The 14610-nt window shown below is 58.0% G+C and carries 7 protein-coding genes; 4 read left to right on the top strand and 3 right to left on the bottom strand.

The genetic code is table 11. From position 1 onward, the window contains the following. Positions 1 to 225: 225 nt before the first annotated feature. On the bottom strand, positions 226 to 1917 hold the full coding sequence (locus Q0Z70_RS01585) for a DUF3078 domain-containing protein (protein WP_298071996.1): 1692 nt from the start codon (positions 1915 to 1917) through the stop codon (positions 226 to 228). Between the two features lie 168 nt (positions 1918 to 2085). Between Q0Z70_RS01585 and Q0Z70_RS01580 the strand changes: the two genes are divergently transcribed. From Q0Z70_RS01580 to Q0Z70_RS01565, 4 genes are all read left to right on the top strand, one after another. Then, positions 2086 to 3738, top strand: a complete 1653-nt coding sequence (locus tag Q0Z70_RS01580; protein WP_298071993.1) for a CTP synthase — start codon at positions 2086 to 2088, stop codon at positions 3736 to 3738. Positions 3739 to 3762: 24 nt separating this feature from the next. Further along, positions 3763 to 5610, top strand: a complete 1848-nt coding sequence (gene yidC / locus Q0Z70_RS01575; protein ID WP_298071991.1) for a membrane protein insertase YidC — start codon at positions 3763 to 3765, stop codon at positions 5608 to 5610. Positions 5611 to 5621: 11 nt separating this feature from the next. After that, the gene (locus tag Q0Z70_RS01570) at positions 5622 to 6953 is read left to right on the top strand and encodes an MATE family efflux transporter (RefSeq protein WP_298072047.1); all 1332 of its coding nucleotides are present in this window, start codon (positions 5622 to 5624) and stop codon (positions 6951 to 6953) included. 349 nt (positions 6954 to 7302) lie between these two features. Continuing rightward, positions 7303 to 8322 carry a DUF6261 family protein gene (locus tag Q0Z70_RS01565; RefSeq protein ID WP_298071989.1) on the top strand — a complete coding sequence of 340 codons (1020 nt, stop codon included), beginning with the start codon at positions 7303 to 7305 and terminating at the stop codon, positions 8320 to 8322. 284 nt (positions 8323 to 8606) lie between these two features. Here the strand turns inward: Q0Z70_RS01565 and Q0Z70_RS01560 are convergent, their stop codons facing one another. Beyond that, the gene (locus Q0Z70_RS01560) at positions 8607 to 12194 is read right to left on the bottom strand and encodes a sugar-binding domain-containing protein (protein WP_298072045.1); all 3588 of its coding nucleotides are present in this window, start codon (positions 12192 to 12194) and stop codon (positions 8607 to 8609) included. Positions 12195 to 12332: 138 nt separating this feature from the next. Continuing rightward, positions 12333 to 14603 carry a GH92 family glycosyl hydrolase gene (locus Q0Z70_RS01555; protein WP_298071987.1) on the bottom strand — a complete coding sequence of 757 codons (2271 nt, stop codon included), beginning with the start codon at positions 14601 to 14603 and terminating at the stop codon, positions 12333 to 12335. Between the last annotated feature and the right edge of the window lie 7 nt (positions 14604 to 14610).

Raw genomic sequence — 14610 nt, 5'->3', positions numbered from 1 at the left:
AACCCACCGAAAAAATGAATTGGCGAACACGACGTTTGCAAACGTCAGCGTAGAATACTGAAGAGGAATTTTACGGAGCTCAGGAAAGACCCGGTATAATGATAAAGGAAATCGCTCTTTCAAGAGGATAACGAGAACCACAGCCGAAAAAGCAATGCTTTGCCAGACGAAAAACATCGTCTTCTTCATCACAAAACATTGCTTCCCCCATTGAATGCTTTCTGCTTACCAAGAGTAGTTGAGACCAAAACCAAGCGTTTCGGTAGCCTGCAAATAATTGTCACCTACCCTGGGTTTCGTACTGTCATCGAAACGGGCCAGCACATACAGCTTTGCCGACAAGAAACGAGTCAGGATAAAGTCGATGTTTGTCTCCCATTCGGAGCGAACCCATTTGTAGGTTGTCAGGTAGTCCAAGCGTGTAGCCAGTCTGATGGAAGGAATAATAGTCCAAGAAAAATTCGTCTGAATCTGCGAACCGAAATCATGCTTCACTGTAGCCCCTTCCTCCAAGCCGTAACTGGTTTCGCTTACTTTCTCATTGCCAACGTAACGCATCGTATGGGTCAGAGGTGCCAAGAACACGGACAATCTATACTTTGACTTCTCCAACTTGTAGTCCATACCAATACCGGTCGACCAATCGAACGGAGCCAGGAAAGCTGCTTTCAAGTTCATGCTGTTGCTCCCATAAGAATTGAAGAGCTGAGTCTTTAATTCGGTGGATATGGTATAATACCACCTGGTAAAGGCCTTAATACCCATTTTGCTATACAAGCGAAGCTGGTCGCTGGTTATCAAAAAGTCGTGATAGGTATCCGAAGGGGCCGAGTTCACATTGGTCTTGACTTCCAGCAGATTTTCCCACTCTACGCGCTCATGGTCATTGTAATTGGCCCTCAGCAGAAGGTTGAACAGCACAGAGATTGAGCTTTCACCTCCCTTGTACCAGTTGTTCGAGATGCTGTTTTGAGAGAACTGCAACGAGCCGTTCCCCGATGTTATCCACCAGTTAGGTTTGTGGATGATGACTCCCGCCTCTTCGTTGATGTCGATGTGGCTCTTCTTTATCAGCTTCGTAACCGACGGCTTGGAAGAATCTTCTTTCTGGATGTCGTCATTGTAACTGGGCTTCAACATCACTTCGTCCTCCGTCAGTACCACCTGCTTCGAGCAGTAGGGATAGACGGCAAGCAGGGTACGGTTCACCACCTCGTTGGTTTGCTCTATGGCCCTAAAAGGTAGCGGGTCGAACGAAAGCGGCTCAGGAGTGGAGACGGTCACCGAGTCGCTCCATAACGAAGGCTTCCACTTCAACTGGGAAATCTCCGCCATCGGTGCATAATAGAAGGTAAAGGGCAAGAACAGGCGGAAGTATTTGGGGTCGCGGGCAATATAGCGTTCAGGAGTAGCCGGATCGTTCAGATAATACAAGACGCCCAAATTCTTTTCATACAAGAACGACACGGTGTCCAGTTTCATCTCCGAAGTACCTTCTGCGGGTTTCAGCTTGAGAACGCAATAGCGGGAAAGAAATTCCGATAATTGCGGCCGTTTCTTCCTGACCTTCTTTTCCGGCTCCTTCTTCGCCCCTTCCAGAGACTCCGACTCCTGACTTACCGTATCCTGCCGCAGGGTGTCGGCCTGTACGACTGCCGACAACAAAGAGTCTACCCTCAGCGAATCGGCCGGCATGGAAACAGCAGACTGCAAGGTGTCGGCCCGCAAGGAGTCCGACCGGACGACAGGCACCAGCGAAATCAGTGTGTCCTGCTTCAAGAGATTGTCTTGACCGAACAGACTTCCTGCCCGCGAAGAGGCGGCCCATTCATCTTCTACCATAGTGACTTGCGCCGAAAGCGACACGGACATCACCGACAACATCGCCCAGACGCATACATAATATTTATTCTTCATAAAACTCATATAAACCATTAAGCCCTAAAATCCATGAATACGGCTACAAATTTAGCTTAAAATATTTACTTTCTCTTCTTTTTTTATAATTTTGCGGCTTAAAATGTAATCAAGGCCGGAAGACCTTCTGCGGATAAGCAAGCTAACATATTAAACTCTATTATAATTGTGGGAGAAACAAAGTATATTTTCGTCACCGGTGGTGTTGCCTCTTCCTTAGGCAAAGGAATCATTTCGTCTTCCATCGGGAAACTGCTGCAGGCAAGAGGGTACAATGTAACCATCCAAAAATTTGACCCGTATATCAATATCGATCCGGGTACGCTCAATCCATACGAACACGGTGAATGTTACGTAACCGTAGACGGACACGAAGCCGACCTCGACCTGGGGCATTACGAGCGCTTCCTGGGCATCCAGACGACCAAAGCCAACAATATCACGACGGGACGCATCTACAAAAGCGTCATCGACAAAGAGCGCCGCGGAGATTACCTGGGGAAAACGATACAGATCATTCCTCACATCACGGACGAAATCAAACGGAACGTGAAGCTGCTTGGCAACAAGTACAAATTCGATTTTGTCATCACCGAAATCGGCGGGACCGTCGGCGACATCGAGTCGTTGCCTTATCTGGAAAGCATCCGACAGCTGAAATGGGAATTGGGCAAAGACGCCCTGTGCGTACACCTGACCTACGTCCCCTATCTGGCCGCCGCCGGCGAACTGAAAACAAAACCCACCCAGCACTCGGTGAAAGAGCTGCAAAGCGCCGGCATCCAACCGGATATTCTGGTGCTGCGTACCGAACATGAACTCAGCCTCAATCTCCGCAAGAAAGTCGCCCTGTTCTGCAACGTGGACGAAGACGCGGTGGTGCAGAGCATCGACGCGCCGACCATTTACGAAGTGCCTATCCTCATGCAGGCCCAGAAGCTGGACGAAACCATCCTGAAGAAAATGGGGCTTCCCGTGGGCGACACGCCGGGCCTCGGCCCCTGGCGCAGCTTCCTGGAGCGTCGCCACAAGGCGGAGAAAACCGACCCCATCCACATCGCGCTGGTAGGGAAATACGACTTGCAGGATGCCTACAAGTCCATCCGCGAGGCCCTGTCGCAGGCGGGAACCTACAACGACCGCAAAGTTTCCGTAGACTTCGTGAACAGTGAAAGGCTGACGGACGGGAACGTCGCCGAAAGTCTGAAAGGCATGTCGGGCGTACTCATCGGCCCCGGCTTCGGCGAGCGCGGCATCAACGGCAAGTTCGTGGCCATCAAGTATGCACGCACGCACGACATCCCGACCTTCGGCATCTGCCTCGGCATGCAGTGCATCGCCATCGAGTTCGCCCGCAACGTATTGGGGTATGCCGACGCCAATTCGCGCGAGATGAACGAGAAGACGCCGTACAACGTCATCGACATCATGGAAGAGCAGAAGTCCGTCACCAACATGGGCGGCACGATGCGGCTCGGCGCCTACGACTGCATCTTGCAGAAGGATAGCAAGGCCTACGAGGCATACGGCACCACACACATCCAGGAGCGCCACCGCCACCGCTACGAGTTCAACAACCAGTACAAGGCCGAGTACGAGGCAGCCGGAATGAAATGCACCGGCATCAACCCCGAATCGGACCTGGTGGAAATCGTGGAGATACCCACCCTACGCTGGTACGTGGGGACGCAGTTCCACCCGGAATACAGCAGCACCGTGCTCCATCCGCATCCGCTGTTCGTCTCGTTCGTGAAGGCGGCCATCGAATACGGCGGGGGCGGCCGGAAGAAAACGGCAAACAATTCACTCACCGACAACTGATTTCACCCTTAATTCAAGACCCACATGGACAAAAATACCATTACCGGATTTGCGCTGATTGCCATTCTGCTGATCGGCTTCAGTTTCCTGAGCCGACCCAGCAAGGAGCAGCTGGAGGCCCGGCAACACTACTACGACTCCATCGCGCTCGTCCAGCAGCGCGAAGCCGACCTGAAAGCCAAAGCGGAAGCGGCCCTCGCCAACGAGAAGGAAGAGGCCGTCGACGACTCTACCGCCCTGTTCTTCCGCGCATTCAAGGGGCAGGACGAAACGATTACCATCCAGAACGACCTGATGGCGCTGGCCGTCCGTACCAAAGGCGGCACGCCGTGCTCCGTGACCCTGAAAGGCTACATGGAGCAGGACAAGAAGACACCGCTCACCCTGTTCGGCAGCGACGATGTCGACCTCAACTTCCTGTTCTACAACAAAAGGGAGACCATGCAGACGCGCAACTACTATTTCGAGGCGGCCGACCGAACGGACTCCACCCTCACCATGCGTCTGGCGGCCGACGACGACAGCTACATCGACTTCTGCTACAGCCTGCACCGGGGTTCCTACCTCGTCGACTTCAGCATACGGGCGACGGGCATGGACGGGAAGCTGGCCGCCGGAAACAGCCACGTGGACATCGAGTGGTCGCAGCGCGCCCGTCAGATTGAAAAGGGATACACGTTTGAAAACCGCCTCGCCGAACTGACGTACAAGGTCAGCGGCGAGGGGACGGACAACCTTTCCGCCGCCAAGAGCAGCGAGAAGGAACCCGCCGGCACGCTCAGCTGGATTGCCTTCAAGAACCAGTTCTTCTCGTCGGTATTCATCGCCGAAGACGACTTCGCGCAGGCCAAACTCGCCTCGCGGACGGAACCGCAGGGCAGCGGCTACATCAAGGACTACTCCGCCGAGATGAACACCCGCTTCGACCCCGCCGGAAACGACGCCACGCAGCTGCACTTCTACTTCGGCCCCAACCACTACAAGACGCTGACCGCCCTCGACAAGGGCCGCGACACGGAATGGGAGCTGAACAAGCTGGTCTACCTGGGCTGGCCCCTGTTCCGCTGGGTGAACAGGTGGTTCATCATCAACATCTTCGACTGGCTGTCCGGCTGGGGGCTCAGCATGGGCATGGTGCTGCTCTTCCTGACGCTCATCGTGAAGGCCGTCGTCTTCCCCGCCACGTGGAAGACGTATCTCTCCTCCGCCAGGATGCGCGTGCTGAAGCCGAAAATCGACGTCATCAACCAAAAGTACCCCAAGCAGGAAGACGCCATGAAGAAGCAGCAGGAAATCATGACCCTCTACAGCCAGTACGGCGTCAGCCCGATGGGCGGATGCCTGCCGATGCTCATCCAGATGCCGGTGCTCATCGCCCTCTTCATGTTCATCCCAAGCGCCATCGAACTGCGCCAGCAGGGCTTCCTCTGGGCGGACGACCTGTCGACCTACGACGCCTTCGTCAACTTCCCCTTCCGCATCCCGTTCCTGGGCGACCACCTCAGCCTGTTCTGCGTGCTGATGACGGCGACGAACATCCTGAACACGAAGTACATGATGCAGCAGCAGGACACGGGCGCCAACCCCCAGATGGCCGCCATGAAGTGGATGTCCTACCTGATGCCCGTCATGTTCCTGTTCATCCTGAACGACTATCCGTCGGGCCTGAACTACTACTACTTCATCTCCACGCTCGTCAGCGTAGTGACGACCCTCGTGCTGCGCCGGACGACCGACGAGGCGAAACTCCTCGCCCGACTGGAGGCTAACAAGAAAGACCCCAAGAAGATGAAGACATCCGGCTTCGCCGCCCGACTGGAGGCCATGCAGAAGCAGCAGGAGCTGATGAAGCAGCGGCAGAACCGCAGATGACGGCCCCCGAACTGCCTGCCCGCTACACCGACGGGCAAATCCGGCGCATCGCCTGCCCCGTCCTCGTCAGCCTGCTCATGGAGCAGCTGATCGGCATGACCGACACGGCTTTTCTGGGCCGCGTCGGCGAGGTCGAGCTGGGCGCCTCGGCCATCGCCGGGGTGTTCTACATGGTCATCTTCATGGTGGCCTTCGGGTTCAGCATCGGGACGCAGATACTCGTGGGGCGGCGCAACGGCGAGGGGCGCTACCGCGAAATCGGCCCCCTGTTCTATCAGGGCATCTATTTCCAGACCGCACTGGCCGCCGTGCTCTTCCTCCTCTCCCACTGTTTTTCGCCCCTGCTGCTGAAGCGCATCATCGCTTCGCCGCAGATTTACGAGGCCGCCTCGGCCTACCTGCACTGGCGCGTCTTCGGCGCCTTCTTCTCCTTCAGTGCGGCCATCTTCCGCGCGTTTTTCCTCGGCACCACACAGACGCGGACGCTGACGCTGAACTCCGTCGTCATGGTGCTGAGCAACGTGGTGTTCAATTATGTCCTGATTTTCGGAATGCCGGGGCTGCCGGCGATGGGCATTGCCGGAGCGGCCATCGGCTCGTCGCTGGCCGAGCTGGTGTCGCTCGTGTTCTTCGCCGCCTACACGCGCCGCCGCATCGACTGCCGCAAGTACGGGCTCGACCGCATCCCGCCGCTGCGGACGGACGTGCTGCGCCGGATGCTGGACGTGTCGTTCTGGATGATGTTGCAGAATTTCCTGTCGCTCGGCACGTGGTTCCTGTTCTTTCTCTACATCGAACACCTGGGCGAACGCCCGCTGGCGGTGACCAACGTCATCCGCAGCGTCAGCGGCATCCTGTTCATGGTGATGATGGCCTTCGCCTCGACCTGCGGCTCGCTGGTGAGCAACCTCATCGGGGCGGGCCGCGCCGGCAGCGTGCGCCCCACCGTCCGCCAGCACATCCGCCTGGCCTATACCTTCGTCCTCCCGCCGGCCCTGCTCTTCTGCCTCTTCCCCCGCGTCGTGCTGGGCATCTATACCGACATGGCCGACCTGCAACAGGCAGCCGTGCCCTCGCTGTGGGTCATGTGCTCCACCTACCTGCTGCTGGTGCCCGCCAATGTCTGCTTCCAGGCCGTTTCGGGCACGGGAAACACGCGCACGGCGCTCGCGCTGGAGCTGGCGACGCTGGTCGTCTACGTGGCCTACATTACGCTCATCATCCTCTTCCTGCGCGTCGACGTGGCCCTGTGCTGGACGTCGGAGCTGGTCTATGCCGCCTTCATCCTGTTCTTCTGCGACCGCTACCTGCGGCGGGGCAACTGGGCGGAGAAGCGGATATAGCGCACCGCGCGACGGAAAAGGCCGCTCCGCCCGACGGATTTTCGCGCCGCAAAGGCGGATTTTACCGACTATTTCATTATCTTTACGGCAGAAATCGCGATGGTCGGGCTGAAAACCTCGGTTGCGGAGCCGAAAATCGGGATGTTCGGGCCAAAAACCGCCGTTGCGGGGCAGAAAATCGCGAAAGTCGGCCGAAAACCGCGGTTGCGGAGCAGAAAATCGGGATGGTCGGGCTGAAAACCTCGGTTGCGGAGCAGAAAATCGGGATGTTCGGGCCAAACACCGCCGTTGCGGGGCAGAAAATCGCGAAAGTCGGCCGAAAACCGCGGTTGCGGGGCAGAAAATCGGGATGGTCGGGCTGAAAACCGCGGTTGCGGGGCAGAAAATCGGGATGTTCGGGCTGAAAACCGTCGTCGACGGGGCAAAAATCGGGATGTCCGGCCCGACAACCGCCGTTGCAGGGTGGAAAATCGCGATAGCCGGCATCGCCACCGCCGCAGACGAAAGGAAAATACAGTTAACCCAAATAATAACCTTTAAAATTGAAGTAAAGATTATGGCAGTATCACAAATTACAGGGTTCGCCCTGACGCATTTGACAACAGGCGCCCACAACAAGTTCCACCTCGACGTGAACAAGGCCATCGGCAACGCCACCGCAGCCGCCCTCCACGTGGAGAGCTACGTCGACGAGTACACGAAGAAAATCGAACTCGAAGGCAACATCGTCAACCGCAAGACCGCAATGGCGAGCACCGTCGACGTCAGTGCGGCCGACAGCCGGCGCGACCGGGGCGTGGGCGTCATCATGAACGTGACGGTAGCCCACACCACTTCCATCATCGCCGAAAAGGCCGACGCCGCCAACAAGCTCCGCCAGCTGCTCGCGCCCTACAAGGGCATCGGCGGGCACGCCTACCAGAAGGAGACGGCCGAAATCAACGGCATGGTTGCCGTGCTGAGCGCCGGCGAAGGCGCCACCTACGCCGCCGCCCTCGGCCTGAAAGACGAAGTGACCGCGCTGAAGCAGGCCAACGACGACTTCGAGAAGGCCTACGAGCGCAACCAGGAGGAAGCCGCCACGCTGGCCGCCCTGCAAAGCATCGACAGCCGCGAGCTGCGCACGCAAATTGACGCCATCTACCAGCAGATTGTGCTGACGGTGAACGCGCTTGCCGTGCTCCAGCCCTCGGACGAAGTGACCGCCTTCATCCAGAAGGTGAACGGCATCATCTTCAAGGCCGAACAGGAGATGGGCTCGTCGACCTCCGGCGGCTCCATGACCGACCTTCCCGACTCCGACACCGGCGGCGGTACGTCCGGCACCGGCGGCGACGGCGGAGGCGACGACGGCGAGAGTCCCCTCTAAACCGCGAGCGGACGACCGGCCGCAAACAGAAAGGGTGCCCCCGATTCCGAAAAGGGGCACCCTTTGTTGTGTCCGTGCGGGGCGGACGGGGCGGCGGCAGGCACCGGCGGTCAGAACCGCAGGCGGATTTCTCAAATGTTTGCGCCTGTAAGGAGGCAGCCGCCGCAAGGGCTGCCATCCACATCCGTTTTTCTTTTCATAATCCGAATGTTAATTGTAAACGATACCGCAAAAATAAGGATTTGCAGCCCTGCCGGAAAGAATTTTGCCGGCAGGCTGCCCGTTTACTTCACATTATAGCCCGACACGCGGAGCAAAGGCGCATTTCCGCGCGTGTCCGCGTCCTTCCAGTGCACGCTCACCTGCTTCGTCTCGCCCGGCAGCAGCGCAAAGTAGTTGTCGGAGTAGAAGATGGGGAGGAACTGCATGCCGTCCTTGTCGCCGACGATGTTCAGGCGGACCATCAAGGCCGGAGTCTCGGAGCGGTTCCCGACCGTCACTTCGGCTTTCCACTCGCCGTCGTCGCCCTTCGCGTAGCGGGTCTGCGTGCGCAGGGAAATCTTCGGGAGCTGCCTGAGTTCGCGGTAGTCGTTGTCCTCCGCCAGGCTGCGGTGGTAGAAGTTCTCGGAGACGATCCTGCCGTTTTCCTCCAGCGTCAGCCTGATGAAGTGGACGCGGCTCAGCCCTTCGGGAAATTCCGGCTTGATGCACTTCTCGGTCGTGTCTTCGCGGCTGTCCACCGTGACTTCCTTTTCCCAGACGGTGACGGCATCCATGCCCATCACTTGGGCGCGGGCTTTCAACGCGGGATGCCGGCCGGCATGGTAGTTCACCACCTCCACATCGCCGTCGGCCGGGTTCCACTGGATGTGCAGCGGCTCGGAAGCCTTCTTGATGGCGAAGTAGGCCGCCGTCGGCTCGAAAAAGTAGTCGTAGGTCTGCCACACCATCGAGGGCCAGCAGGGGTGGCTCATCCACATCAGCAGGCCCATGCGGTTCTTGCTGCGCGACTCGAAGAGGCTGCGGTGGCCGTCGTAGTTCACCCACTGGGCCAGGTCGGCAAATTCCTTCGCGCTTTCGGGCTGCCCGTAGCCGGCGGCGATAATCTCGTTGAACGACGCGGCGCCCTGCGCTCCCTCTAAGGTGTAGTCGTGCATCCCCCACTGGTCGGACTGCGGCCAGATGCCTTCGGGCGAATAGGTGCGGAGGAAGCTCTCGTAGGTCAGCACGTTGGGCATGCCGCGCTCGCTGTGGAACTTGTCGTTGCCGGTTTCCAGCGTGAAGTAGTCGCGGGCGGGCAGCATGCGGTAGGGGCCGTGCCCGCTCACCACGCCGTCGGCCGAACTGGAGATGTAGTGTATGCCCGGATGCTCCTCTTTCACGATGCGGCGCAGGGCCTTGTCGATGACTTCGGGCGGGAAGCCCTCGTTGCGGCCGCAATACAGGCCGACGGAGGCATGGCTGCGGATGCGCTTCACGTAGTCTTCGGCATTGGCGATGAACAGGTCGGGGCAATCGGGGTCGGGACCGTCGGCAGGGTTGGCCAGCCAGAAGTCCTGCCAGATGAGGATGCCGTATTTGTCGCAGGCATCATAGAGTTCTTCGTCGCCGGTCATGCCCACCCAGTTGCGCAGCATGGTGAAGTGCATGTCGGCGTGATAGGCCACAGCCGTCTCGTATTCGCGGCCGCGGTAGTTCAGGTTCGACTCGCTGAAGCCCCAGTTTCCGCCGCGCCCGATGAAACGGCGCCCGTTGACGTAGAGATTCAGCACGCCGCCGTCCTCGCTGAACGTCATCTGGCGGATGCCCACCTTGAAGTCGCGGGAGTCGGACACCTCGTCGCCCACCTTGAAGGTGAAGTTTGCGTCATACAGGTAAGGGGTGCCGTAGCCGTTGGGCCACCACAGGCGGGGGTTCTTCCATTGCAGTCCGGGGAAGCGGTCGGCATCGAACACCACCGTGCGTTCCTCGCCCGCCGCCAGCTGCACGGGCTGCTCGATACGGATGTCGCCTATCCTGCCCGACAAAATTCCGCTCACCTCCCTGCCGTCGTGGTTCTTCACCACCACTTCTGCCGTCAGCCGGGCCTGCGTGGTGTCGGGCAAGGCCAGCCGGGTCTGCACGTAGGGGTCTTGCACGGTGACCTTGCCGGTTGTCGTCAGGAAAACGTCGTTCCAGATGCCGATGTTTCGCCCGCGCACGGTGGGTATCCAGTCCCATCCGATGGTGGCGTGGAACGTAGGATTGTCCGCACCGAGGATGCCCCCGTTGAAGTCCGTGCTCTGCTTGTTCTTCTCCTTGATGGCGCCGATGTGGGCGTTCTTGATGATTTCTACGGCGAGTATGTTCGTGCCTTCCTTCACGTAATCCGTCACGTCGAACTTGCCTCGGATGAAGGCGCCCTCTATCCGGCCCGCCTGCCGTCCGTTCAGGTAGACATTGGCCTTCCAGTTGATGCCGTCGAAGTTCAGGAACACACGGTCGCGCTTGAACGACGGCGGCACCCGGAACTCGTTGCGGTACCAGAAGTCGGAGTTGAAGAACGACTCGGAGATCATCAGCTGGTTGTCGGCGTAGTTGGGGTCGGCCAGGGCTCCCACGTTCTTGTACGAAGTCAGCACCGTACCCGGTACCGTAGCCGTCACCCATCCTTCGGGCTTATAGGCGGGCGAGGCGATTTCCGTGCCTTCGGCCTGCACCTGCGAAGCGCGCTGCAACAGCCAGCCGCCTCCCGATAGCGTCAGCTTCCCGCCGGTTGCCTGGGGCATGGCTGCCGCATGGGGCCGCAGTCCGCCACGACCCATCACCTCCACTTCGCTCAGGATGTAACGGTCGCCGTTGGCCGACTGCTCCATGCAGACACGCACGTAGCGGGCCCTGCCTTTGACGGCTATCTCGTCCGTCAGTTCGTCACCGCCGGGCAGCGGGGCCGCGTCCTTCCACGTCTGCGCATCATCCGAAATCTGGATGCGTCCCTCGACAGCCTTGTTCACCCAATGGAGAATAACCTTGTCGAACTCCGAACGCGAGCCCAAGTCTACGCTGACCCACTCCTTGCCCGCCGTAGCGCTCATCCAGGCACTGGTGAAGAACTGCGACGGCTTCAGGTCTACCGCTCCGTCGGCATTGGAGAACTCCACTTCGTGGAAAGTCCACTCGTAAGCGCCCTTCATCCGCAGGCGGATGCGGTAGGAAGTATATGCCGCCGCGTCCGTAAACTCGAAGGTTTCCTCCAACCGGCGCATCGGCATGGACACGGTACCGCCGTTCTGCTTGTTGGGGTCGTTCACCTCCACCCGGCCGGAACGGGCCTCACCGGGCAGGCCTGCGCCCTCTTTCACGGCCAGCACCGTCCAGATACCGCCGTCGTTCGAGGCCTCCCACGTCATTTCGTAGCCGTCCTGAGCCGCCTTATCGTCGTAAATCAGGGTGCCGGTCACCACCGCACGGGTGATGGTCTTGCTGTAATTGTGCATGCCGAACACGAAAAAGGCCTCCTCGCCGCGCACGGTGTTGCGCGAATAGGGGCCTCCGTCTATCATCCATTCCCGCTCTCGCTTGGGCACACAGCCTTCGGCCGTCCGAAGGTCGAAATACTTGGGAACCAAGTCGGTCACGATGCCGTCGGTCAGCAGTTGCGAGGTCAGGTTGTAATCATAGGCCGACGACTGGTACGTGGCACGCAGAAGGGCCAGGTTGCGATACTGTTCGCCATCGGGCAGAAGCTCAGGCGAGAAGTCTTCCTGCGGACTGCCCGGATAGACGCCGATGCCCCTGGTATAATAGTCGGAACGAAGGAACGAATCTTCCGAAGTTGTACGCACATCGGAACAGGCGGACAAGAACAACAGGACCCCTACTCCGCCATACATGAATGCGATGTTTTTTTTCTTTTTCATAAGGACTTAATTGACAATCAGATTTTAAAGAATGAGAAAGCCGCCCTTCCCGGACGAAAAGGCTATCGGCCCTGGACAGGACGGCTTATCAGAGGTTTGGATAAGAGGCATTTATTCTCCCAACGAGCGGGGACGGTCTGCCGCGTCGGCACCGAATGCCTTGTTCGGCTCGCTGCCCATCTCGAAGCTCAGCGTACCGCCCTTCATAATATCCTCGTAGTTGATGTAGCTCTTTGTGTAAGGCTCGCCGTTCAAGCGTACAGACCGGATGTATTTGTTGTCCTTGCTTGCGGCCGGAGCCTCGACAGTGAAGGTCTTGCCTTCCGGCAGATTGATTGTGACTTTCTCAAAACGGGGACTGCCGAAAACGAACACACCGTTGGACGGATTTACCTGATAGAAGCCCAAAGCGGAAAGCACGTGCCAGGCGGACATCTGTCCGCAGTCCTCGTTACCGATGATGCCATCGGGCCGGTCGGTATAGAAGTTGTGCTGGATGTAGCTGACTTTCTCGGCCGTCTTCCATTGCTGTCCGGCATAGGCATAGAGGTAGGCCACGTGGTGGCTGGGTTCGTTGCCATGCGCATACATGCCAATCAGTCCGCTGATGTCGGCCGAAGCGTGCTCGCCCATGTCGCCTTCGGCCACAAAGAGCGAATCCAGCTTGCTCACAAAGCGTTCGTCGCCACCCATCAGGCTGATGAGACCTTCGGGATGCTGGGGCACGAAGAAGGTGTAGTGCCAGCCGTTGCCCTCGCAGAAGTCACCCCAGCCGTGAATGGACTGGAAGGGGTCGTAGGGTGTACGCCAGCTGCCGTCGTCCATCTTCGGACGGATGAAGTTGATGCTCTTGTCGAAATACTGCTCATAATAATGCCCGCGCTTTAGGAAAGTGTCGTAGATGTCCTGCTTGCCCATCTTCTGCGCCATCATAGCCAGTCCCCAGTCGCCCACAGCATACTCCATGGCGATGGAAGTGGCTTCGGGCAGCTTGTCGCACGGTATCCAGCCCTTCTCCAGCACGTAGGGCACGCCGCGCTGCTTCTCATACGTAGCCGAAGCGACCATCGCATTCAAGGCCCGTTCGGGGTCGAAGCCCCGGATGCCTTTCAGATAAGCGTCGGCAATGACGGGGATGGCGCTGTAACCCGGCATCTGATCGGTTTCGCCTCCCACCAACGGCCAGACGGGCAACTTGCCTTGCTGGTCGTAAATGCTCAGCATGGAGTTCACCATGTCGGGCACCAACTGCGGCCGGATGACGGTGAGCAGCGGATGAAGCGTGCGGTACGTATCCCACAGCGAGAAAGTGGAGTAGTTGGTCCAGTCGGCCTTATAAATCTTGTCGTCGTGACCGCGAAACTCTCCGTTCACGTCGGCATAGAGCGTCGGAGCGATGAACATGTGGTAAAGGCTCGTATAGAAAATCTTTTTGCCGCGCTCGTCTGTGCTTTCTACGTCGATGCACGAGAGTATCTGGTTCCAACGCTTTTCGGCATCTGTTCGGACTTTCTCGAAGTCCCATCCGGGCTGTTCGGACTCCAGATTTGCCAGCGCGTTAGCACAGCTTACGGACGACAAAGCTACCTTGAGCTGTACGTTCTTCGGATTGTCTTTGAAGGTTAATACGCCTTTTACGGACTTTCCCGAAAGTGTGTCCAGACCGGCCGGTGTGTCGTCGTCGAATACGGCTACGCTTTCGATAGGCTGTTCGGACTTCAGTACGAAGAAAACTTTGTGTTGCGGGCTCCATCCTTTGGAGAAGCGGTAGCCTTCTACTGTATATTCGTCCAAACGTTTCAGTCCGGTGGAATACGCGCGGTCTCCGTTGCCCTCCTTCAGGTTTATTAATAAGCGCGGCGTTCCTTCGGGATAGGTGTAACGATGAATGGCAACGCGATCGGTCGCTGAGAGTTCGGCTCGCACGCCGTTGTCCATCAACAGAGAATAGTAGCCCGGAGAAACCTTCTCATTCTTGTGCGAATAATAGGTCGAGCAGGCTCCCTCAATGTTATTCTGCTCTCCGCGAGCTGTGCGGGGCTCTCCCACGTAGGGCATCAGAAGCACGTCACCCAAGTCGGCACAGCCCGTGCCGCTGAGATGCGTATGGCTAAAGCCGATTAGCACGCTATCCGAATAATGATAGCCCGAACACCAGTCCCAGCCTTTGTGAATATTCTGCGGACCTGCCTGCACCATGCCGAGGGGAACACAGGCGCCGACGAAGACATGTCCGTGTTCTCCTGAGCCGATGTAGGGGTCGACGTAGCTTAGATAATTCTGTTCCGCGCTCTTGTTCTCTTTCCGAAGCGTGCAGGAAAACAAAATTGTGACCAGCAGTCCGAGCAGCGCGATCGTTTTAATAAATGAAATGTGTCTCATATCATCA

The organism is uncultured Bacteroides sp. (genome assembly GCF_947632445.1).
GTDB lineage: Bacteria > Bacteroidota > Bacteroidia > Bacteroidales > Bacteroidaceae > Bacteroides.
This window is presented reverse-complemented; position numbering and strand designations above follow the sequence as displayed.